This is a genomic window from Sanguibacter suaedae, assembly GCF_016342785.1.
In the GTDB taxonomy this organism is placed as follows: domain Bacteria; phylum Actinomycetota; class Actinomycetes; order Actinomycetales; family Cellulomonadaceae; genus Sanguibacter; species Sanguibacter suaedae.
The window spans coordinates 1-20,890 of record NZ_JAEINH010000003.1; the positions used below are offsets into that span (position 1 = coordinate 1).

17 protein-coding genes are annotated in these 20,890 nt (G+C 72.3%); 10 read left to right on the forward strand and 7 right to left on the reverse strand.

The genetic code is table 11. The features are described 5' to 3' along the window. The 3 genes from JAV76_RS04075 to JAV76_RS04085 form a co-directional block, all read right to left on the reverse strand. A partial coding sequence (locus tag JAV76_RS04075) for an alpha/beta fold hydrolase (RefSeq protein WP_198732764.1) occupies positions 1-1,152 on the reverse strand: 1,152 nt, incomplete at its 3' end. Beyond that, complete coding sequence (locus tag JAV76_RS04080; RefSeq protein ID WP_198732765.1) at positions 1,149-2,699, reverse strand: FAD-binding protein; 1,551 nt, start codon at positions 2,697-2,699, stop codon at positions 1,149-1,151. The genes JAV76_RS04080 and JAV76_RS04075, both read right to left, overlap by 4 nt. A gap of 5 nt (positions 2,700-2,704) precedes the next feature. Beyond that, the gene (locus tag JAV76_RS04085) at positions 2,705-4,276 is read right to left on the reverse strand and encodes a flavin-containing monooxygenase (RefSeq protein ID WP_307843980.1); all 1,572 of its coding nucleotides are present in this window, start codon (positions 4,274-4,276) and stop codon (positions 2,705-2,707) included. Positions 4,277-4,499: 223 nt separating this feature from the next. On the opposite strand from JAV76_RS04085, the gene JAV76_RS04090 reads away from it, so the two are divergent. From JAV76_RS04090 to JAV76_RS04135, 10 genes are all read left to right on the forward strand, one after another. Further along, positions 4,500-4,763, forward strand: coding sequence for a hypothetical protein (locus tag JAV76_RS04090; RefSeq protein ID WP_198733082.1), 264 nt, complete (start codon positions 4,500-4,502; stop codon positions 4,761-4,763). Then, positions 4,760-5,752 (forward strand): 3-oxoacyl-ACP synthase III family protein, encoded by a 993-nt coding sequence (locus JAV76_RS04095; protein ID WP_198732767.1) that lies wholly within the window; start codon positions 4,760-4,762, stop codon positions 5,750-5,752. The genes JAV76_RS04090 and JAV76_RS04095 overlap by 4 nt, the downstream gene beginning before the upstream one ends. Then, positions 5,749-6,498 carry a 3-oxoacyl-ACP reductase family protein gene (locus JAV76_RS04100; protein ID WP_198732768.1) on the forward strand — a complete coding sequence of 250 codons (750 nt, stop codon included), beginning with the start codon at positions 5,749-5,751 and terminating at the stop codon, positions 6,496-6,498. Before JAV76_RS04095 ends, JAV76_RS04100 begins: the two co-directional genes overlap by 4 nt. Before the next feature lie 93 nt (positions 6,499-6,591). Further along, positions 6,592-7,071 (forward strand): anthrone oxygenase family protein, encoded by a 480-nt coding sequence (locus JAV76_RS04105; RefSeq protein WP_198732769.1) that lies wholly within the window; start codon positions 6,592-6,594, stop codon positions 7,069-7,071. Next, positions 7,068-7,838 (forward strand): 4'-phosphopantetheinyl transferase family protein, encoded by a 771-nt coding sequence (locus JAV76_RS04110; protein WP_198732770.1) that lies wholly within the window; start codon positions 7,068-7,070, stop codon positions 7,836-7,838. Before JAV76_RS04105 ends, JAV76_RS04110 begins: the two co-directional genes overlap by 4 nt. Positions 7,839-7,847: 9 nt before the next feature. Continuing rightward, the gene (locus tag JAV76_RS04115) at positions 7,848-9,302 is read left to right on the forward strand and encodes a GuaB1 family IMP dehydrogenase-related protein (RefSeq protein WP_198732771.1); all 1,455 of its coding nucleotides are present in this window, start codon (positions 7,848-7,850) and stop codon (positions 9,300-9,302) included. Continuing rightward, positions 9,299-10,000: an NUDIX hydrolase gene (locus tag JAV76_RS04120; RefSeq protein WP_307843981.1), complete on the forward strand. Its 702-nt coding sequence runs from the start codon at positions 9,299-9,301 to the stop codon at positions 9,998-10,000. The genes JAV76_RS04115 and JAV76_RS04120 overlap by 4 nt, the downstream gene beginning before the upstream one ends. A 70-nt stretch (positions 10,001-10,070) precedes the next feature. Continuing rightward, the gene (locus tag JAV76_RS04125) at positions 10,071-10,769 is read left to right on the forward strand and encodes a DUF4241 domain-containing protein (RefSeq protein ID WP_198732772.1); all 699 of its coding nucleotides are present in this window, start codon (positions 10,071-10,073) and stop codon (positions 10,767-10,769) included. Then, a complete protein-coding gene (locus tag JAV76_RS04130) occupies positions 10,766-11,500 on the forward strand; it encodes a type 1 glutamine amidotransferase (RefSeq protein ID WP_198732773.1) in 735 nt (244 codons plus the stop codon). The genes JAV76_RS04125 and JAV76_RS04130 overlap by 4 nt, the downstream gene beginning before the upstream one ends. Then, complete coding sequence (locus JAV76_RS04135; RefSeq protein ID WP_198732774.1) at positions 11,493-12,407, forward strand: aminoglycoside phosphotransferase family protein; 915 nt, start codon at positions 11,493-11,495, stop codon at positions 12,405-12,407. The genes JAV76_RS04130 and JAV76_RS04135 overlap by 8 nt, the downstream gene beginning before the upstream one ends. Positions 12,408-12,476: 69 nt before the next feature. Here the strand turns inward: JAV76_RS04135 and acnA are convergent, their stop codons facing one another. The 4 genes from acnA to JAV76_RS04155 all read right to left on the reverse strand — a co-directional run bounded on the left by acnA (position 12,477) and on the right by JAV76_RS04155 (position 20,804). Continuing rightward, on the reverse strand, positions 12,477-15,299 hold the full coding sequence (gene acnA / locus JAV76_RS04140; RefSeq protein ID WP_307843982.1) for an aconitate hydratase AcnA: 2,823 nt from the start codon (positions 15,297-15,299) through the stop codon (positions 12,477-12,479). A gap of 398 nt (positions 15,300-15,697) precedes the next feature. Continuing rightward, positions 15,698-16,990: a pectate lyase gene (locus tag JAV76_RS04145; protein ID WP_198732776.1), complete on the reverse strand. Its 1,293-nt coding sequence runs from the start codon at positions 16,988-16,990 to the stop codon at positions 15,698-15,700. A gap of 405 nt (positions 16,991-17,395) precedes the next feature. Then, entirely contained in the window at positions 17,396-18,697 is a 1,302-nt protein-coding gene (locus tag JAV76_RS04150) for a class I SAM-dependent RNA methyltransferase (protein WP_198733048.1), read from the reverse strand. A 97-nt stretch (positions 18,698-18,794) separates the two neighbouring features. After that, entirely contained in the window at positions 18,795-20,804 is a 2,010-nt protein-coding gene (locus tag JAV76_RS04155) for an APC family permease (protein WP_198732777.1), read from the reverse strand. Positions 20,805-20,890 lie beyond the last annotated feature (86 nt).

Below are 20,890 nucleotides of genomic sequence, written 5' to 3' on the forward strand. Positions count from 1 at the left end.
GGCGCGGGGTACGTCCCCGCCCCCCCGGGGGTGCCGCAGGTCGGCCCCGCTCGACGCACCGAAGTACGTCGCCCGGACGCGCGGGCCCGTCCGGGCGAACGCCCGGGCGACGGCGTCCCTCCCCGCGAACGGTCGGGACGGTCCCATGGTCCGGGCGAGCACCGCCTCCGGACCCCGACGGGTCCTGAGGACCACGTCGAGGAGAGGGCTGCCGAGGACGTTCAGCTCCGCCCGGGACACCGGTGCGCCGTGCGCGGCGCTCGCGGCCAGCACGAGACCCTGCGCGCCGACGTCGTCGCGGACAGCCGCGGACAGCGCGACGAGTCCCCCGCCCGAGTGGCCGACGAGCACGACGTCCCCGACACCGGCCCCGTCGAGGACGGTGACGAGGTCGCGCGTGAGGAGGTCGATCGTCACGGGGGTGCCGCCGAGGGGCGTGGCGCCGTGCCCCCGGAGCTCGACGCGCAGGACGGGGACGCCCTCCGCGACGAGGGCGTCGGCCACGTCGTCCCACGCCTCGGGACCGGACGCCCAGCCGTGGACGAGGACCACGTGGACGTCCGTCGAGCGGCGGAGCGGCTCGGTGACCAGCGCGCGCAGCTCGAGGCCGTCGTCCGCGGTGACGGTCGTCGTGGTGGCACGTGCCACGTCGGCGACCGAGGGCCGCTCCCCCGCACCGTCGACGGTCAGGCGGGCCGCGAGGGCGTCGAACGCGGTGCGCACGCCGATCGAGTGCTGCGCGCCCACGTCCACGACGCGCGCGAGGCCCCGGACCCATCCCTGGGGGACCGCGTCGAACGTCACCGAGAGGCGCGAGGCCGCCCCGTCCGCGAGCGCCTCGACGTCGAACCGCCAGGAGCCGCGGAAGCACCCGTCGACGAAGTCCATCGCGAGGCGGCGGTGCGGCTCGACGGTGCGCGTGGTGGCGACGAACGTCAGGACGGGGCCGCGCGAGTCGCGCCCGCCCGGCCGGACCTCGACGCGCAGGCTCGCGCCCACGCGGTCGACGGGTCCCGACAGCGGGACGAAGGTGTTGTTGGGCAACCACCACCGGGAGCCGCCCGCGAGCTCGGCGAGGAGCTCGCGCCACACGTCCGCGGGTGGCGCCGGGAGCTCCACCTCGTCGCGGAGATGGTACCGGGGCGCGGTCATCCGAAGAAGCCCTGTCCGGGAGTGAGGATCGACCGCGGGTCGTACGCCCTCTTGAGCCTCTTGAACGCGGCGTAGGTGGAGCGGCCCCAGTGGCGTTCCCAGTCGCGGGCCGTCATCCGCGGGATGGCACCGATGATGTACCGCTTCCCACCGAGGGCGACGAGCGCGTCGTAGAGCCTGCGGTTGCGCTCGAGCATGGCGTCGATGGCAGCGGGATCGGTCGTCGGGTGGGGGAACGCGAGGAGGTCGAAGAAGAACGCGGTGCCGTCCGCGCCTCCCTGGAGCGCGAAGAGCGGGGCCCGGACCCGCGCCGGGTCGATCGGGGACAGCAGGCAGAACCCGGCGCCGAGGTCGTCGGCCGTGAGGTCGGGCAGGACGGTCGCGAGGAAGCTCTCGACCTTGTCGCTGGGGACGAGGAGGCTCAACCACGGCTTGCGCTGCGTCCAGTAGCCCCCGGCGAGGAGGCCGGGCATGAGCGGCGCGAGCCGGAAGGCCCAGTCGCGGTAGGGCAGGGAGAACTCCTGGCGCTCGGCGGCGACGTCGCCCAGCCGGGCGAGGACGTCGTCGACGGCGGGCGCATGCTCGGTCGAGTGGTAGCTGCCGACCTCCATCTTGAAGCGCCAGGACGTCCCGTCGGCCGACCGGACGATCTCCCCGGCCTGGTAGTCGAAGCGCTGGGTGCCCATGACGAGGGTCTGGTCCGCGAGGAACCGCCGGATGTCGTCGTAGTAGAAGGACCGCATGGTCGCGGTGGTCTCGGCGGGGACGAGGGCGAGCTCGACCTTGGTGATGACGCCCACCTGGCCGCCGCCTGCGAGGACGGCGTCGAAGAGCGCGGAGTTCCGCCGGGCGGTCGCGGTGACGAGCCGCCCTGCCCCGGTGACCACCTCGACGGACCGGACCATGTCGGCCTGGAGGCCGGCCCGCTGCACGTTCCCGCCGATCCCCCCGACGGAGATGGTGCCGCCGACGGAGAGGTTGAGGTAGTCCGGCAGGGAGGCGACCGTCGACCCGACGGCCAGGGCGGCGTCGACGACCTCGCCCCAGGTGGCTCCCGCGCCGACGACCGCGCACGTCGCGTCGACCTTCTCGATGGTCCGGAACGAGCGGGCGTCGATCTGGATACCGCCGGGGGTGAGCGCCTGCCCGTAGTTCGAGTGGGACTCGAGGACCCCGGGTTCTCCGCTCTGCCCGTTGACTGCCACGGAGATGCAGTGGCGGCGCGCGAAGGTGATCATCGCGACGATGTCGGCCGTCGACCCGGGCCGCAGGACGGCCCAGGGCTCGGCGCGCACGAAGCCCCCGAAGTCGCTGTCGAACCCGGCGGGGACGCCGACCTCGAGGGTGCCGTCGAGGCGGGGGACGTCGGCGCGGCTCGACGAGGCGTGCGCCGTGTCGGCGGTGAGCCACCCGGAGCCGACGAGGCTCCAGGCGACGACGGTCGCGCCGGCCGCGAGGAAGGCGCGCCGCGACGTGCCCTCCCCCGTCGGCCCCACCTCCTGGGTGGTCATGGGGTCGACGGGTCCTGCTGCATCGGTTGCGTACATGGGGATCACCTCTCGGTCACGAGGTCCCGCGCGCGCGCGGAGACCGTCGTCAGCTGGTAGTCGGACGGGACGAAACTCTTGGTCATGCGTGCGAACCGCGCGGTCGTCATGGGCCACACGGACGGGTTGCGGCCGGAGGCGTCGGCGTACCAGCTGCGGCACCCGCCGTCCTCCCAGACGGTGCCGGTGAACCGACGGCGCAGCATCGCGTCGAACCGGTCCTGCACCTCGGTGCGGACCTCGAAGGCGGCGACGGACCGGTCGTCCATGCACCGCAGCGCGGAGAGGAGGTAGCCGACCTGGGCCTCGATCATCACGGTCTGCGAGGAGTGCCCGAGGGCCGTGTTGGGGCCGAGGACGAGGAAGAGGTTCGGGAAGCCGGCGACCGTGGACCCCAGGTAGGCGGACGCCCCGCCGGCCCAGTGCTCGGCGAGCGTGCGGCCGTCGGCGCCCTCGACGAGCCGCGCCACCGGGCGCTCCACGGAGCGGAACCCGGTGGCGAAGACGAGCACGTCGACGTCCCGGACGTCGTCCCCGGCGAGGACGGACGACCCGTGCACCGAGTCCACCCCGGCCGCGACGACGTCGACGCCGGGGCTCGTGAGCGCCTGGTAGTACGTGTTGGAGAACAGCACCCGCTTGCACCCGGCCACGTAGTCCGGGGTGAGCGCGTCACGCAGCGGGCCCTCCGGGACCGTGGCGTGCAGGTGCGCGAGGGCGGACGACTGGAGCGTCTTGCGCATGAGGTCGGGCCGGGCCATGAGGCCGACGACGATCTCGCGGCCCCGCTTGTTGAACTCCCGGCGGAAGCGCTGGTAGCCGGGGACGTTGCGGCGCAGCCACAGCTGACCCGGGCCGATCGCCTTGTCGGGCTTGGGTGCCACCCATGCCGGGGTCCGCTGGTAGACGGTGAGGCTCGCGACGTCCGGCTGGATGCTCGGGATGATCTGGATGGCGGAGGCACCGGTACCGACCACCGCGACGCGCTTGCCCCGGACGTCGAGCGTCGGGTCCCAGCGGGACGAGTGCACGACGGTCCCCTCGAAGCCCTCGAGGCCGGGCAGGTCCGGGACGGCGGGCTCGCTGAGGTACCCCGTCCCCAGGACGAGGACGTCCGCCGTCCAGGCACCCCGGGACGTCGTGACGTGCCAGAGCTTGCGGTCGTCGTCCCAGCGCGCCCGCTCGAGGGCGTGGCCGAAGCGGATGTGCGGGCGCAGACCGAAGGCGTCCGTCGTGCGCCTCAGGTACTCGAGGATCTCCGAGCGTGTGCCGAAGGTCCTGCGCCACTCCGTGGACGGCGCGAACGAGTACGAGTAGAGCAACGACATGACGTCGCACGCCGCTCCCGGGTAGTCGTTCTCGCGCCACGTGCCGCCGACGTCCTCGGCGCGCTCGAGGACGACGAAGTCGTCCCGCCCCGCGGCGAGGAGCCGGATGGCGGTCCCGAGGCCGGAGAACCCGGCCCCGACGATCGCCACGCGGGTGTGCGGCACGTCGCCCGGCCGCCCGGGGGCGTGCCCGCTCGGGGCACCGCCTGAGTTGGTCCGCCGGGCTTCGTCGGCGCTGGGCTCGTCCACGTCGTGTCCTCTCCTCCGGAGCGGACGGGCTTCGTCCCGTCCGGCTGCCAGGCCGATCGTGTCCTCGGACCGCAAGACGACCGTAAGGAGCGCGGCGGCGGCGGGCGGTGCGGGCTCTTGCGGTCCCGTTGCACGCACCGGGTTGCATGACGGTTGCCGCGGCACCGCGGCCGCGGACCCGACCAGGGGCCGACCGAGAGCACGACAGCAGAGGAAGAGCGCAATGATCCCCACCCTCGAAGTACTCGTCGAGCAGATGCAGGCCGTCTCGGGCGCACCGTCGATCGATCCCGACGCCCCGCTCGTCGAGCTGTCCGAGATCGACTCCATGGACCTCATGGAGTGGCTGTTCAGCTTCCAGTCGTCGCACCCCGACGCGGGCGTCGACGCCGCCGTCTTCGACAACGAGGACGGCTCCCTGACCATCCGGACGGTGCACGAGCGTCTCGAGCGCGCCGTCTCGGCGGACGCGGTCAGCGAGCGATGACGACGTTCGGGATCACCGGGTGGGGCACCGCCCTGCCGGAACGCACCCTCACCAGCGCCGAGCTGGGCGAGCGGTTCGGTGTGGACGAGCAGTGGATCGTCAGCCGGTGCGGCATCCGTGAGCGTCGGTGGGTCGAGGACGGGCAGACGACCGCGTCGCTCGCCGTCGACGCCGGTCGCGCCGCCATGGACCGGGCCGGCCTCACGGGCGAGGACATCGCGCACCTCATCGTCGCGACGGCCACCCCGGAGCAGCCGTCGCCCGCGACGTCGGCGTTCGTCCACCACGAGCTGGGCATCTCCGGCAGCGCGCACGACGTCAACGCCGAGTGCTCCGGGTTCGTGTACGCGCTCATCATGGCCACGGCTCTCATGCGCATCGACCCTCGCCCGATCCTCATCATCGGCAGCGACACGCACTCCCTGACGACCGCGCCGGACGACCGCGACCTGGGGATCCTCGTCGGGGACGGTGCGGGGGCCGTGGTCCTCACCCCCGGCGACGGTGAGTGGCTCCTGGGCTGGGACATGGGCGCGGACGGGAGCCGGACGAACAGCCTCAAGGTCCTGGCCGGCGGCAGCAGGATGCCGACCACCCCGCAGACCGTCGAGGACGGCCTGCACTTCGCCACCATCAACGGGAACGAGATCTACCTCAACGCGGTCCGGCTGACCATCGGGACCGTGCGCAGGACGCTCGCGTCCGCCGGGGTCGACGTCTCCGACGTGGACGTCGTCATCCCTCACCAGGCGAACATCCGCATCATCAACTCGATCGCCTCGCACACGGGGATCGTCGACGAGCAGGTGTTCACGAACCTCGAGCGGTACGGGAACACGGCGTCCGCGTCGATCCCGATCGCGCTGAGCGAGGCGCTCGACGCCGAGCGCGTCTCGGCAGGCGACCTCGTGCTCCTCGCCGGGTTCGGCGCCGGGATGACGTGGGCGTCGGTGCTGCTGCGCTGGGGCGGCGCGGAGGTGGCCGCATGAGCGCGCAGCCGGCAGGCCGTCCCGAGCGCCCCGTCGCGCTCGTCACCGGGGCGTCGAGCGGCTTCGGCCGGTCGATCGCCGTGGAGCTCGACGGCCTGGGCTTTCGGGTGGGCGTGCACTACAGGTCGTCGGAGACCGGTGCGAAGGAGACGGCGACGTCGTTGTCCAACGACTCGGCCGTCGTCGGGGGCGACGTCTCGTCGTGGGACGACGCGTTCCGGGTGCACGCCGAGGTCGTGGAGCAGCTCGGGCCCGTCGACGTCCTCGTGAACAACGGCGGGGTGCGCCACGACTCGCTCATGGCGATGCAGAACCCCGAGGAGTGGCGGTCGGTCATCGACACGAACCTCGTGGGCGCGTTCCACCTGAGCAGGTTGTGCCTGCCGTCGATGCTCACGCGGCGGTGGGGGCGGATCGTCAACGTCGTCTCACCGTCGGCCATCGTCGCCACGCCCGGCCAGACCGCCTACGCTGCCTCGAAGGCGGGACTCGTCGGGATGACCCGCACGCTCGCCGCGGAGTGCGCGGCCCGGGGCGTGACGGTCAACGCCCTGTCCCCGGGCTTCATGATCACGGGGATGACGGAGTCGCTGCCGGACAAGGTGAAGGAGGGCATCCGCACCAAGTGCCCGATGCGACGGTTCGGCACGACGGAGGAGATCGCCCGGTCCATCGGGTTCTTCGTCGACACGGACTACATGACCGGCCAGGTCGTGAGCATCGACGGCGGCGTCTCCATCACGTGAGACGGGCGACCGGGCCGCGCGCCCGGTCGCCCGTCCCACGGGCCTCACCCGCCCGTGCTCCCTCCCCGACGACCCGACCACGAGAGGCATCCCGTGCCCGACGCCCTCCACCTGCCCCTGCTCCTCCTCGCGACCGTGACCACCGGTCTCATGGCGGGGTTCTACTACGCGTTCGCGTGCGCCGTCATGCCCGGCCTCGCCCGCACCCGGGACGACGTCGTCGTCCCGGCGATGGTCGCCGTGAACACCGCCGTGCAGAACCTGCTCTTCGCGGTCGGGTTCTTCGGGTCCTTCCTCCTCGTCGCGGGGGCGCTCCTCACCGGTGTCCTCGCCGGGGGTGCGACCGTCCTGCCGACTGCTGCGGCGCTCGCCCTCTACGTCCTCTCGCTCGTCGTGACGTTCCGGGTGAACATCCCCCTCAACGTGGGGCTCGAGGTGGCCGCGACTCGCGGCGACGCCCGGGCCCGCCGCGACTTCGAGCGCCCGTGGGTCCGTGCCAACGCGGTGCGGGGCCTCTGCGCGACCGCCTCGCTCGCCTGCCTCGCCTGGGCTCTCGTCGTCCACGAGGCATGAGGTCCGTGCAGGACCTGCTCGCCGGGCTGATCCCTCCTGGTGCGGCGGCGTGCGCGTCCGCGGCCACCGTCGCGCACGAGCAGGGCGGGCCCGCGGCCCTGCCCGAGGAGGCCGGGCTCGTCGGGCCCGAGCTCTCACCACGACGGTTCCAGTCCCTCCTCGCGCGCGACTGCGCCAGGACCGCGCTCGCCCGCATCGGGGTGCGGCCCGTCGCCATCCCCCGGGGCCCGACCGGCGCCCCGGTGTGGCCGGACGGGGTGGTCGGCAGCCTCACGCACACCACAGGGCTCCAGGCCGCTGTCGTCGGGCCGCGCAGCGTCTACGCCGGGCTCGGGATCGACGTCGAACCCTGCCACCGCCTGCGGCCCGGCGTGGCGAGGACGTTCGCCGCGCCGGTCGAGCTCGCTGGAGCGGCGGAGGTCCTCGGCGACGCGGGGCCGCTGGCCGTCTTCTGCGCCAAGGAGGCGGCGTTCAAGGCCTGGTTCCCCTCGACCGGTGCGTGGATGTCCATGACGGACGTCACGGTGGCCTTCACGCCGGACGGCACGTTCGACGTCCGGGTGAGGGCACGGGGCGCGAGCCCCGACCGGGCGACCGTGCTGGTCGGAGGGCGTGCCGCGGTGCGGGACGGGTTCGTCGTGGCCGTGGCGGAGCGTGTGTCGCGTGTTCTCGATTCGTCGTCGCTTGGCACAGTATTTCATCCCGCGAGTGCGGCGGGACCGTCGCAGGACCTCCGGGGTGCCGACGTCCCGGCATCCGCTTCGTAGAATCGGACCATGCGCTTCCTCGAGGGCCACCGGCCCACCCACGACCTCACCTACGGCGACGTGTTCCTCGTCCCGTCCCGCTCGGAGGTCGCCTCCCGCTTCGACGTCGACCTCGCGACCACCGACGGGACGGGCACCACCATCCCCCTCGTCGTCGCGAACATGACCGCCGTCGCCGGACGCCGCATGGCGGAGACGGTCGCCCGGCGCGGCGGCATCGCCGTCATCCCCCAGGACATCCCCACGGACGTCGTCGCCGACGTCGTGGCCACCGTCAAGGCCAAGGACCCGGTCGTCGAGACCCCCGTCACGGTCTCCCCCACCGACACCGTCCACTCCGCCCTCACGCTCATCGGCAAGCGCTCCCACGGCGCCGCCGTCGTCGCCGACGGCGGACGCCCCGTGGGCATCATCACCGCCTCCGACTGCCAGGGCGTCGACCGCTTCACCCAGGTCCACCAGGTCATGACGAGCGACCCCACGCTCATCGACGCCGCGGTCCTCGAGGCCGGCGGAGCCGACGGGCTCCAGGCAGCCTTCGCGTCGCTCCACGAGTCGCGGCGGCGGCTCGCCCCCGTCGTGCGTGACGGACAGCTCGTCGGCGTCCTCACCCGCACGGGCGCCCTGCGCTCCAGCATCTACCAGCCCGCCCTCGACGCCCAGGGCCGCCTGCGGATCGCCGGTGCCGTCGGCATCAACGGGGACGTCGCCGGACGGGCCGCCGAGCTCCTCGAGGCCGGCGTCGACACCCTCGTCGTCGACACCGCGCACGGCCACCAGGAGAAGATGCTCGCCGCCCTGCGTGCCGTGCGCGCGCTGTCCCCCGACGTCCCCGTCGTCGCCGGCAACGTCGTCACCGCCCAGGGCGTCACCGACCTCGTCGAGGCCGGTGCGGACATCGTCAAGGTCGGGGTCGGCCCCGGCGCCATGTGCACCACCCGCATGATGACGGCCGTCGGCCGCCCCCAGCTGTCGGCCGTCCTCGAGTGCGCCGCCCGCGCCCGCGAGCTCGGCGCGCACGTGTGGGCCGACGGTGGTGTCCGCCACCCGCGCGACGTCGCCCTCGCGCTGGCCGCCGGGGCCTCGCAGGTCATGATCGGATCGTGGTTCGCCGGCACCCACGAGAGCCCCGGGGACCTCCACGACGACGGCTCCGGCCGCCTGTACAAGGAGAGCTTCGGGATGGCCTCGGCACGCGCCGTGGCCGCACGCACCGCGAGCGGCACGCCCTTCGACCGCGCCCGCAAGGCCCTGTACGAGGAGGGCATCTCCTCGTCGCGCATGTACATCGACCCGGCGCGCCCGGGCGTCGAGGACCTCATCGACCAGATCACGTCGGGCCTGCGCAGCGCCTGCACGTACGCAGGGGCCACGTCGCTCGAGGAGCTCGCCGAGCGGGCCGTCGTCGGCATCCAGTCGGCCGCCGGGTACGACGAGGGCCGGCCGCTGCCCGCGGGCTGGTGACGACACCACCGGGGTCGGTGCGGGACGCGCTCGACGCGCTGTGCCGGACCGGTGTCGTGTGGGGGCCGCCGGGAACCCGCCCCGCCCCGGACCTCCCGTCCACGGACGGACCAGGGCGCGGGGCGCCCGGCGTGCCCGTACGGCCCGCGGCGGTCCTCGTGCTCCTCGGCGCGCTCGGCGGCCGGACCTCGCCCCGCGGCGCCGAGGACGTCGAGGTGCTCCTCGTCGAGCGGGCCGCGTCGCTCAGCCACCACCCGGGGCAGGTCGCCTTCCCCGGGGGGAGGCTCGACCCCGACGACGCCGGACCGGTCGCGGCCGCCCTGCGGGAGGCGACGGAGGAGACGGGCATCGACACCGCTGGGGTCGACGTCGTCGGCACCCTCGCGCCGCTCCCCCTCCCCGTGAGCAACCACGTCGTCACGCCCGTCCTCGCCTGGTGGGCGGCTCCCTCCGCCGTCCGGGCCGTCGACGCGGGCGAGTCGGCCGCCGTGCTCAGCGTCCCGGTCTCGGGGCTCGTGGACCCGGACAACCGCCGGGTCGCCCGCATCGACCGGGGCGGGCGCCCCTTCGACACCCCCGCCTTCGTGGTGGGGACGCGCATCGTGTGGGGATTCACGGGGATCGTCCTCGACCGGGTCCTCGACGGTCTCGGATGGACGGTGCCCTGGGAACCCCGTCCGATCACGATGCCGCGCTGAGGCTCCGACGGCACGGAGCGCTCGTCCCCGGCACTCCCTGCCCGGACCCGCCGACCTCTACGCTGGTGCCATGCAGATCACACCAGACCGGTTCTTCGCACTCCAGAACGGACAGCCCGCCGGCTGCGCACACCCCCTGACCGTCCACGACCTCGGAGAGCTCCGCGTGCCGAGCGGACAGGTCGAGGCGTGCGATCCCTTCGTCACCCTGGGCGAGTCGGGATCCTTCCCCGTGCCGCCCGGCACGTACCCGGTCCGCGTCACCGTGGCCGACGTGTCCGACGCGGGCGAGGAGAACCACCTGCGCGAGGCGTATCTCAGCCTCGTCGTGGCGGACGGGGACGTCGCCGAGGTGCGACCTGCGGAGCTCGCCGGGGCCGACCTCCCGGCGGAGGACCGCTACTACGGTGTGGGGGTCGACGCAGGGACCGTCGCGTTCGTGGACGCCACCGCGGCCCGCACCCTCATGCCCGAGGGGACCGACTGGTTCGAGGAGCTCTTCGACACGGGAGCCGAGTCGAGCTGGTTCGCCCGCATGGACGACCCCGACCACCTCCGCCGCGGGGCCGCGAACATCGTCCTGCCCCGGGCGACCGACGGGGAGAACGTCGTCCTGTGCCACTCCGGGTGGGGCGACGGCTTCTACCCCGTCGTCACCACGCACGACGCGACCGGCGCGCTGCTCGGGCTGCATGTGGACCTCCTCGTCGCGGGCGATCTCGACGAGGCCGGGACGGACGAGGACGAGGACCCCCAGGTCGCCGGATGAGGACCTCCCAGCGCCCCGTCCTCGTCGTGCAGCACGTCCCGTGGGAGGGTCCGGGGCTCGTGGGGCGGGCGCTCGACGCCCGAGGCGTCCCGTGGCGCACCGTGACCGTCCTCGACGACGACGCCCCCGACCTGCCTGGCGTCGACGAGCTCGCCGGGCTGATCGTCATGGGGGGCGGCATGGGGGCTCTCGACGACGTGGTGCACCCGGGGCTGGCCACCGAGCGCGCGCTTCTCGCCGACGCGACCGCCGCGGACGTCCCCGTCCTCGGGATCTGCCTCGGAATGCAGCTGCTCTCCGTCGCCCTCGGCGGCGAGCTGTTACCCGCTCACGGCGAGGAGATCGGCGTCGGCCCGGTGTCCATCACCGGGGACGGGCTGCGCGACCCGTACCTCTACCCGCTGACGGTCGACGCCACACCCGAGCCGGAGGTGGTCCACTGGCACGCTGACGCCGCCACCCTCCCTCCGGGCGGGACGGTCCTCGCGTCGACGCCGACGACGCCGGTCCAGGCGTTCCGCCACGGGAGCGCGGTCGGGCTGCAGTTCCACCTCGAGCTCGATGGTCCGATGCTCGACGTGTGGCTGTCGACCCGCGCGATGGTCGCCGACCTCACACCGGAGACGGTCGGGACGTTGCGCTCCGACGCGGCCGCGCGTTTCTCGACCCTCGTCCCTCGCGCTCTCGTGGCGTTCGGTGCGTTCGCGGACGACGCAGCACGTCGTGGCTGACCGGCCGCCCGCCGAGGTCGAGGTGGGCCCGGGGCTCGTCCGGGCGCTGCTCGCCGAGCAGTGCCCGGTCGTCGACGGCATCGGTCCGGTGTCCGCGATGCCCGTGGAGCTCGTGGCGCAGGGCTGGGACAACTCGATGTTCCGGCTCGGCGAGGACCTGGCCGTCCGCCTGCCCCGTCGCCAGCTCGGCGCGGCCCTGCTCCGGAACGAGCAGGCGTGGCTCGGACAGGTCGCGGACCGGGTGGACGTCCCGGTCCCGGTCCCGGTCTTCGCCGGACGTCCGGGGGCCGGGTACCCGTGGCACTGGAGCGTCGTCCCGTGGATCGGCGGGCGGGCGGCGGGGACCGTCGACCGGACGGACCGACGTCGTCTCGCGGAGCCCCTCGGGCGGTTCGTCACGCAGCTCGCCGTTCCTGCACCCCCGGACGCGCCGGTGAACAGGTTCCGCGGCGTCCCCCTCGCAGCACGCGACGCCGTCGTCGACGAGCGGCTGGACCTGATCCGTCATCCACGGACCGACGACCTGCGCTCCGTGTGGGACGAGGCGCGGTCGGCACCGGCCTGGGACGGACCTCCGCTGTGGCTGCACGGCGACCTCCACCCGTTCAACATTATCGTCGACGACAGCCCGCTCCCCCGTCTCCGCGCAGTGGTCGACTTCGGCGACATGACCTCGGGCGACCCCGCGTGCGACCTCGCCGCCGCATGGCTCGTCCTCGACCCGGAGGGCCGCGAGACGTTCCGGCACACCGTGGATGCCGCTCGCGGTCCGGGCGAGGACGCGTGGCGTCGTGCGCGGGGGTGGGCCCTCGTCATGTCGACGTCGATGCTCGCCGACTCCGACGACGACCCGGTCTTCGCGCGACTGGGGGCCGACATCGTCGACGAGGTCCTCGTGGACCGTTGAACCCGCGACCGGCAACGACGACGGGCGCCCACCGTGGTGGGCGCCCGTCGTCGGTCGTGCGTCGTGCGGTCAGCTCGTGACGAGCGACCGGAGCACGTACTGGAGGATCCCGCCGTTGCGGTAGTAGTCCGCCTCGCCCGGGGTGTCGATGCGCACGACGGCGTCGAAGGTGACGACCGATCCGTCGGCCTTCGTCGCGGTGACGGCGAGCGTCGACGGCGTGGTGCCGTCGTTGAGCGCGGTCACGCCGGCGATGTCGAACGTCTCCGTGCCGTCGAGACCGAGCGAGGCCGCCGACTCCCCTGCCGGGAACTGCAGCGGGAGGACACCCATGCCGATGAGGTTCGAGCGGTGGATCCGCTCGAAGCTCTCGGTGATGACGGCCTTGACCCCGAGGAGCGCCGTGCCCTTCGCGGCCCAGTCACGGGACGAGCCGGAGCCGTACTCCTTGCCGCCGAGGATCACGAGGGGCGTGCCCTGGGCCGCGTAGTCCTGCGCAGCGTCGTAGATGAACGACTGCTCACCGGTGACGAAGTTGTACGTGTACCCGCCCTCGACGTCCTGGAGGAGCTGGTTGCGCAGGCGGATGTTCGCGAAGGTCCCGCGGATCATCACCTCGTGGTTCCCACGGCGCGAGCCGTACGAGTTGAAGTCCTTGCGCTCGATCCCGTTCTCCGCGAGGTACTCGGCCGCCGGGGTCCCGGGCTTGATCGCCCCAGCCGGGCTGATGTGGTCCGTCGTCACCGAGTCGCCGAGCTTCGCGAGCACGCGGGCGCCCGAGATGTCGGTGACCGGGTCGGGCGTCATCGTCATGCCCTCGAAGTACGGGGGCTTGCGCACGTAGGTGGACTCGGAGTCCCACGCGAAGGTGTTGCCCTCCGGGGTGGGCAGCGCGCGCCACTTGTCGTCACCGGCGAAGACGTCGGCGTAGTCCTTGGTGAACATGCCGCGGTTGATCGAGGTGTCGATGGTCGACTGGACCTCGTCGGCCGTCGGCCAGATGTCCGCGAGGAACACGTCGGTGCCGTCCTCGGCCTGCCCGAGCGGCTCGTTCTCGAAGTCGAAGTCCATGGTGCCCGCGAGGGCGTACGCGATGACGAGGGGCGGCGACGCGAGGTAGTTCATCTTCACGTCGGGGTTGATGCGCCCCTCGAAGTTGCGGTTGCCGGAGAGGACCGACACGACGGAGAGGTCGTGCTCGTTCACGGTGGCCGAGACCTCCTCCGGGAGCGGCCCGGAGTTCCCGATGCACGTCGCGCAGCCGTAGCCGACGAGGTGGAAGCCGAGCTTCTCGAGGTACGGCCAGAGCTCGGCCTTCTCGTAGTAGTCGGTGACGACCTTGGACCCGGGGGCCATGGAGGTCTTGACCCACGGCTTGGCGACGAGACCCTTGTCGACGGCCTTCTTGGCCAGGAGGCCGGCCGCGAGCATCACGGACGGGTTCGACGTGTTGGTGCACGACGTGATCGACGCGATGACCACGTGACCGTGGTCGAGCTCCGTCCGCGTGCCGTCGGCGAGCGTCAGCGGAGTGCGCTTGTGCGGACGCGTCTCCGAGTTGCCCGCGGGGACGTCGGCAGGTGCGGCGCTGCTGTCGGCGTGCGCACCGGCGGCGATCGGGTCCGATGCGGGGAAGGTCTCCGAGACGGACTCGTCGAGCCCTCGGAAGGCGGCGGCCGAGTCGGAGTCCACGTAGTCGAGGATGGACGTCGCGAACGACTCCTTGGCCGCGGTGAGCTCGATGCGGTCCTGCGGGCGCTTGGGCCCGGCGATCGACGGGACGACGGTGGAGAGGTCGAGCTCGAGGTACTCGGAGAAGACGGGCTCGGTGTACCCCTCGGCCTGCGGGTCGTGCCAGAGACCCTGCTCCTTCGTGTACGCCTCGACGAGCGCGAGCTGCTCCTCGCTGCGTCCCGTGAGACGCAGGTAGTCCATGGTGACCTCGTCGATCGGGAAGATCGCGGCGGTCGAGCCGAACTCGGGGCTCATGTTCCCGATCGTCGCACGGTTGGCGAGCGGCACTGCCGCGACGCCCTCGCCGTAGAACTCGACGAACTTGCCGACCACGCCGTGCTGGCGCAGCTGCTGCGTGATGGTGAGGACGACGTCGGTGGCGGTCACGCCGGACGGGATCTGTCCGGTGAGCTTGAAGCCGACGACGCGCGGGATGAGCATCGACACGGGCTGTCCGAGCATCGCGGCCTCGGCCTCGATGCCGCCGACCCCCCAGCCGAGGACTCCGAGCCCGTTGACCATGGTGGTGTGGGAGTCGGTCCCGACGCAGGTGTCAGGGTACGCGCGGACGACACCGTCGACCTCGCGGGTCATGACGGTCCGGGCGAGGTACTCGATGTTCACCTGGTGGACGATGCCGGTACCCGGGGGGACGACCTTGAAGTCGTCGAACGCCGTCTGGCCCCACCGCAGGAACTGGTAACGCTCGAAGTTGCGCTCGTACTCGAGGTCGACGTTGCGCTGGAACGCGTCCGCGCGACCGGCGACGTCGATCTGCACGGAGTGGTCGATGACCAGCTCGGCGGGAGCGAGGGGGTTGATCCGTGCGGGGTCACCGCCGAGGTCGGCGACGGCCTCGCGCATCGTGGCGAGGTCGACGACGCACGGCACGCCGGTGAAGTCCTGCATGATCACGCGGGCGGGCGTGAACTGGATCTCGGTGTCGGGCTGGGCCGACGGGTCCCAGGCGGCGATGGCCCGGACGTGGTCGGCGGTGATGTTCGCACCGTCCTCGGTGCGGAGAAGGTTCTCGGCGAGGACCTTGAGGCTGAACGGGAGACGGTCCGTCCCCTGCACTGCGGAGAGCCGGTAGATCTCGTACGAGGCGTCTGCGACCTCGAGAGTTCCCTTCGACCTGAACGTGTCGACGCTGCTCACGAACGCTCCTTCTTCTGTTGCGGGTGACATGCTCCGCTCCCGAGCCACGGCGTCGGCCGTCGTCAGGGTCCGGGACATCTGGTTCTGGGGCTGCTGTCCAGCCTACGCCGGACGCGTGCCGTGGCGACCTGCGCGGTCCCCCCACGGCCGTGGCCAGCATACCCCATGTATCTTGACGTCAAGATAGTTAGGGCAGGCTCACGTCGCACGACGGTTCACCGCGGTCGCGTGCGCGAGGACCAGGACGGCCGTCATCACGAGCAGCTCTCCCGCCGTCTCCGTGAGCGTCATGAGCGCGACGAGCCCTCGACCGGGTGATGGGTCGAGGGCTCGTCGGCCGCGGAAGACGGTCTTCCTGCCCGGGCACGGCAACCGTCACCCAGGCAGGCCTGTGGTCGTCACTTGTAGACGACGGCCTCGCGCGTGTAGATGCACTGCGAGCTGGGCCCGTTGCCGAGCTTCTTGGCGTCGCCACCCTGGCTCTTGAGGATGCCCCTGTACCACTCGCACACGGGGATCTTCTTGGAGGGGTCGCCGACGACGGTGAGGTTGGAGATGGTCGCCGTGTCGCCGTAGTTCGTGTTGAGACCCACGATCGACCCTGCCGGGGCGATGACGCGGACGTTGTCGACGATCACGTGGCGCTTGTGCTGCGTGGCGCAGTTGCCGCAGGACCGGTAGAGCTTCCCGATGTCCTCGACCTCGAAGTTCTTGATCACGAAGGTCCCCGGGCCGTTGTGCTGGAAGACCTTGTCGTGGGCCTTGCGAGCGCCACCGCCGTTGATGGTGAACGTCTGGGTCGCCTTGGTGCCCTTGAACGTGGCGGCGTCCTCGCCGACGTCCTCCCACCAGACGTTCTCGAGCGTGCAGGTGCCGAGGCAGTGCACGCCGTCGCCGGCGCCGGTGCCGATGATGACGTTCTTGAGGGTCGCGCCGTCGGCCAGCTGGAACATGGCGGGCTGCGACTCGCTCTGGTCACCGGCGGAGATCCCGTAGTAACGCCTGAGCTTGCCGTCGAACGACGTCGGGACCTTCTGGGTGGACGACACCTTGACGTCCGAGGTCGCCTTGGGCCACGCGCCCACGGCGGGGGTCGAGGGCGCGGTCACGGGCGCTCCGCCGGAGACCTTCACGAGCTGCCACTGCTGGTTGTACTGGTTGTTGTCCTTGGACTGCGTGATCGTGGCGCTGTTCTTGGTCGACCGGTCGGTGACCCCGATGGCCATGCCCGAGTTCTGGTTGACGAGGCGGACTCGGCCCCCCTCGGCGTCGACGAGCCGGAAGCGCTGGTTGGCTCCACCGAGGTCGGTGAACTGGCGGACCTCGGCACCGGAGGTCGTGCTCCACTCCCAGACGTCGAGGACCTTGCCGGAGCTGCGGCTCTTGACACGGTAGGTCCCGTCACCGTTCGCGATGAGCTGGAACTGCTGGTTGGCCGCATCGGTGCGGGTCCACTGGATGATCTTGGAGCCGTCGGCGCTGGACTTGCCCGAGACGTCCATGGCCTTGCCGCTCTGGCGGTTGACGAGCACGTACCACGCGCCCGAGTCGACCGTCGCGGCGCTGGCGGCCGTCGGGAGCGCGAGGGTGCCGACGACGGCGAGGGCTGCGGTGAGCACCGCGGCGAGCGCGGCGCGGAGCGGACGGCGGCTCGCTCCGCGGGGACTGGTTGCGCTGTGTGTTCGGCGCATAGGGGTTCCTCTCGACCTGCTGGAGGCCCGTGCCAGGACCAGATCGCCTGGCCACGGGGGTAGTACAACGTTGTACCGTAGCCATGTGGGGCATCCCCGTCAAAGGTGGACAGACTTGACGGATCGCGCGAGGCGACCCGCACCGGCCCGCAGCCGCCGGACACAGCACGAGGCGCCGGGGACCAGTGGTCCCCGGCGCCTCGGACGCCTCGGCTCAGAGCCGGACGCGCTTCGGGTTGCTCACCGAGCGCAGCTCGTCACGCCCCGTCTCGATCCCTCGGCCCTGGTCGTCGGTCTCGTTCATAACCATCTCCCCCCGGATGTGGTGCCAGTGCATCCAGTGTGCCGCAGCACTCGTTTCGCGCACGTCCTACGGAGGTGAAATCGGTGTGACGCAGGCCTCTCCTAGCGGGTGAGGACCGCCACGCACTCCACGTGGTGCGTCATGGGGAACAGGTCGAAGGCCCGCAGGTCGGAGAGGTTGTAGCCTGCCTCCGCGAAGTAGGCGACGTCGCGAGCCAGCGCCGCCGGGTCGCAGGCCACGTACACGACCCGTGACGGGGAGAGCGCCACGACCTCTCTCACCGTCTTCGCCCCGGCGCCCGTGCGCGGGGGGTCGAGGACCACGACGTCCGCGCCACCCACGGCACCGTGCCCGGACGTCCGCAGGACGGTCGCGACCTGGCCGTGGTGGATCTCCACCTGCTCGTAGGCGTGGGCGTTGCGCCGGGCGTCCTTGGCGGCGCGCTCGTCCCCCTCGACCGCGACCACGCGGCCCACCGGGCCGACGGCGCGCGCGAGGGGGACCGTGAAAAGGCCGGCGCCGGAGAAGAGGTCGAGCACCGTCGCGTCCGTGAGGTCTCCGTCGGCACCGCCCCTGGCCGCGTCGAGCACGACCTGCGCGAGGAGCGAGGGCGCCTCCCGGTGGACCTGCCAGAACCCGTCGGCCGCGACCCGGAAGTCGAGGTCCGTGCCGTCGACCCGCACCGACTCGGTGACGGTGCGCCGCGCGTTGGGGCGCTTGTCCACGTGCCCGCTGCGCCACACGAGACCGTCGACGAGCACCAGGGGGTCGGCGCCCGAGGCAGGTGCCACGACCTCGATGCGGGACCCGGCACGCCAGCGCCGCGAGAACACGCGCTCCGCCTCGGCCGCCTCGAGGACCTGCTCGGTCGCGAGCGGCATGGTGTGCAGCGGCAGGACGTCGTGCGAGCGTGGGCGGCGCATGCCGGCCCGGCCCTCGTCGTCGGCGACGAGCTCGATCCTCGTGCGCCACCCGAGGCCGCCGCGAGCGTCGTCCCCCGGCGCGCCCTCGACGACGACGTCACGCTCCAGCTTCGCCAGCCGGCTCATCTGCTCGGCGACGACGGAGGCCTTCCAGGTGCGCTGCGCGTCGAGCGACACGTGCGCGAGCTCGCCTCCGCCGACCCCTCCGGGGCCCGCCTGGGGCCAGGCGGACCGTACTCGGTCCGGGGACGCCTCGAGGACCTTCACCGCGTCGGCGCGCCAGAAGCTCGCCGCCTCCCCCGTGTCCGTGAGCCGCGCGAGGACCTTCTCCCCCGGCAGCGCGTGCCGCACGAACACGACCCGGCCCTCGTGCCGCGCCACGCAGTGGCCGCCGTGCGCGACGGGGCCCACCTCAAGCTCGACGGGTTCGGCCGGGGTCTCCGGGAGGGCGGCGGAAGTCGGGTCGGTGGGAACGGTCACGTCGGACGGGTCGGTAGGCACGCCCCCAGTATCCCCCGACGCCCCGGCGACGCGGGACGACCGCGACCGCGACCGCGACCGCGACCGCGCGAACCTGCTAGTAGCCGCGCTTGCGGCCGCTCGCGCCGTACCCCGTGCCCTCGAGCCCTGTCTGGCCGCGGATGGACTCGAGCTGCCACGGCACGGAGGCGACGACCACGCCCGGGGTGAAGAGCAGGCGCCCCTTGAGGCGCAACGCGCTCTGGTTGTGCAGCAGCTGCTCCCACCAGTGCCCCACCACGTACTCGGGGATGTACACGACCACGAGGTCGCGCGGGCTCTCCCGTCGCACGGAGCGCACGTACCCGAGGATCGGGCGTGTGATCTCCCGGAACGGGGAGTCGAGGACCCGCAGCGGCACCGGGAGGTCCAGACCCTCCCACTCGGCCGTGAGCCGGGCGATCGACTCCGGGTCCACCCCGACGGTGACGGCCTCGAGCGTGTTGGGGCGCGACGCCCGCGCGTACGCCACCGCGCGCATCGTCGGCTTGTGGAGGCGCGACACGAGCACGATGGCGTGGACCCTGCTCGGGAGCGCGCGGAGGGCCGCCGGGTCGTCCCCGAGCGCGAGCTCCTCCGACACCCGGTCGTAGTGCCTGTGGATCGCCTTCATGAGCGCGTAGCCGAGCCCCATGGCGAGGAGGGCCACCCATGCGCCGTGGGTGAACTTCGTGACGAGCACGATGACGAGGACGCTGGCCGTCATGGTGAGGCCGATGCCGTTGATGACGCGAGAGCGCTGCATGCGCGCCCGCTCCCGCGGCTCGGCCTCGGTCCGCAGGTGCGACGTCCAGTGCTTGACCATCCCCAGCTGGGAGAGCGTGAACGAGACGAACACCCCGACGATGTACAGCTGGATGAGCCTGGTGACCTGGGCGTCGAACACCACGATGAGGAACATGGCCGACGCAGCGAGCGTGATGATGCCGTTCGAGAAGGCGAGGCGGTCCCCGCGGGTGTGGAGCTGGCGGGGCAGGTAGCCGTCCTTCGCGAGGATCGACCCGAGCACCGGGAAGCCGTTGAACGCGGTGTTCGCCGCGAGCACGAGGATGAGCCCCGTGACGGCCGACACCAGGTAGAAGGCCGGCGGCAGCCCGCTGAAGACGGACTCGGCGAGCTGGCTGATCACAGGGTGCTGCACGTGGTCCGACGGCAAGGGTGCACCATCGAGCGTCAGCTGGGTGTGCGGGTCCTCGGCGTACCGCACCCCGGTCACCCGTGCGAGGTAGAGGATCGACATGATCATCGCCGCCGAGATCAGCCCGAGGAGGGCGAGCGTCGTGGCCGCGTTCCTCGACTTGGGCTTCTTGAACGCCGGCACCCCGTTGCTGATGGCCTCGACGCCCGTGAGGGCCGAGCACCCGGACGCGAAGGCGCGGGCCACGAGGAAGGCGCCGGCGATCCCGACGAGCCCCTCGTCGACCCCCGGCTGCGCCACCAGCTCGAAGGACGCGCTCTCCGCGGGGGGCAGACCACCGGCCAGGTGCCGGACGAAACCCACCACGGCCGTCGACCCGATGGCCGCCATGAAGAGGTACACCGGGAGCGCGAAGAGCCGCCCGGACTCCCGGACGCCGCGGAGGTTCGCGACGGTGAGGACCACCACGAGCCCCACCGCGACGGCGGTCTCGTGGTCGCGCAGGACGGGGATCGCGCTGGAGGCGTACTGGGCGCCCGCGGAGATGGAGACGGCGACCGTGAGGACGTAGTCGACGAGGAGCGCGCTCGCGACGCCGACCCCGGCGTTCGCGCCGAGGTTCACGGTCGCGACCTCGTAGTCCCCACCTCCCGACGGGTAGGCGCGCACGTTCTGCCGGTAGGAGGCGACGACCGTGAGCAGGACGACGACCACCACCAGCCCCACCCACGGGGAGACGGCCGTGGCGGTGAACCCGGCGACCGCGAGGGTGAGGAGGATCTCGTCCGGCGCGTAGGCGACCGACGAGAGCGCGTCCGAGGAGAACACCGGCAGGGCGATGCGCTTCGGGAGGAGTGTGTGCCCCAGGCGATCGCTGCGGACAGGGCGTCCGAGCAGCAGGCGTTTGGCGGCATCGACGATGTCCGACACGTTGAGCAATGCTAGGCCTCTGCCGGGGAAAGTCCACCGGCGCGCGCACGGGTCACCCGCGGATGTCCCCTCGGCTGAACCTGGTA

Coding starts and splice junctions, on each gene's coding strand:
- JAV76_RS04110 (WP_198732770.1), top strand. CDS start 7,068: ATGAGGTCCGTGCAGGACCTGCTCGCCGGGCTGATCCCTCCTGGTGCG.
- JAV76_RS04090 (WP_198733082.1), top strand. CDS start 4,500: ATGATCCCCACCCTCGAAGTACTCGTCGAGCAGATGCAGGCCGTCTCG.
- JAV76_RS04115 (WP_198732771.1), top strand. CDS start 7,848: ATGCGCTTCCTCGAGGGCCACCGGCCCACCCACGACCTCACCTACGGC.
- JAV76_RS04145 (WP_198732776.1), bottom strand. CDS start 16,990: ATGCGCCGAACACACAGCGCAACCAGTCCCCGCGGAGCGAGCCGCCGT.
- JAV76_RS04080 (WP_198732765.1), bottom strand. CDS start 2,699: ATGTACGCAACCGATGCAGCAGGACCCGTCGACCCCATGACCACCCAG.
- JAV76_RS04095 (WP_198732767.1), top strand. CDS start 4,760: ATGACGACGTTCGGGATCACCGGGTGGGGCACCGCCCTGCCGGAACGC.
- JAV76_RS04130 (WP_198732773.1), top strand. CDS start 10,766: ATGAGGACCTCCCAGCGCCCCGTCCTCGTCGTGCAGCACGTCCCGTGG.
- JAV76_RS04125 (WP_198732772.1), top strand. CDS start 10,071: ATGCAGATCACACCAGACCGGTTCTTCGCACTCCAGAACGGACAGCCC.
- JAV76_RS04100 (WP_198732768.1), top strand. CDS start 5,749: ATGAGCGCGCAGCCGGCAGGCCGTCCCGAGCGCCCCGTCGCGCTCGTC.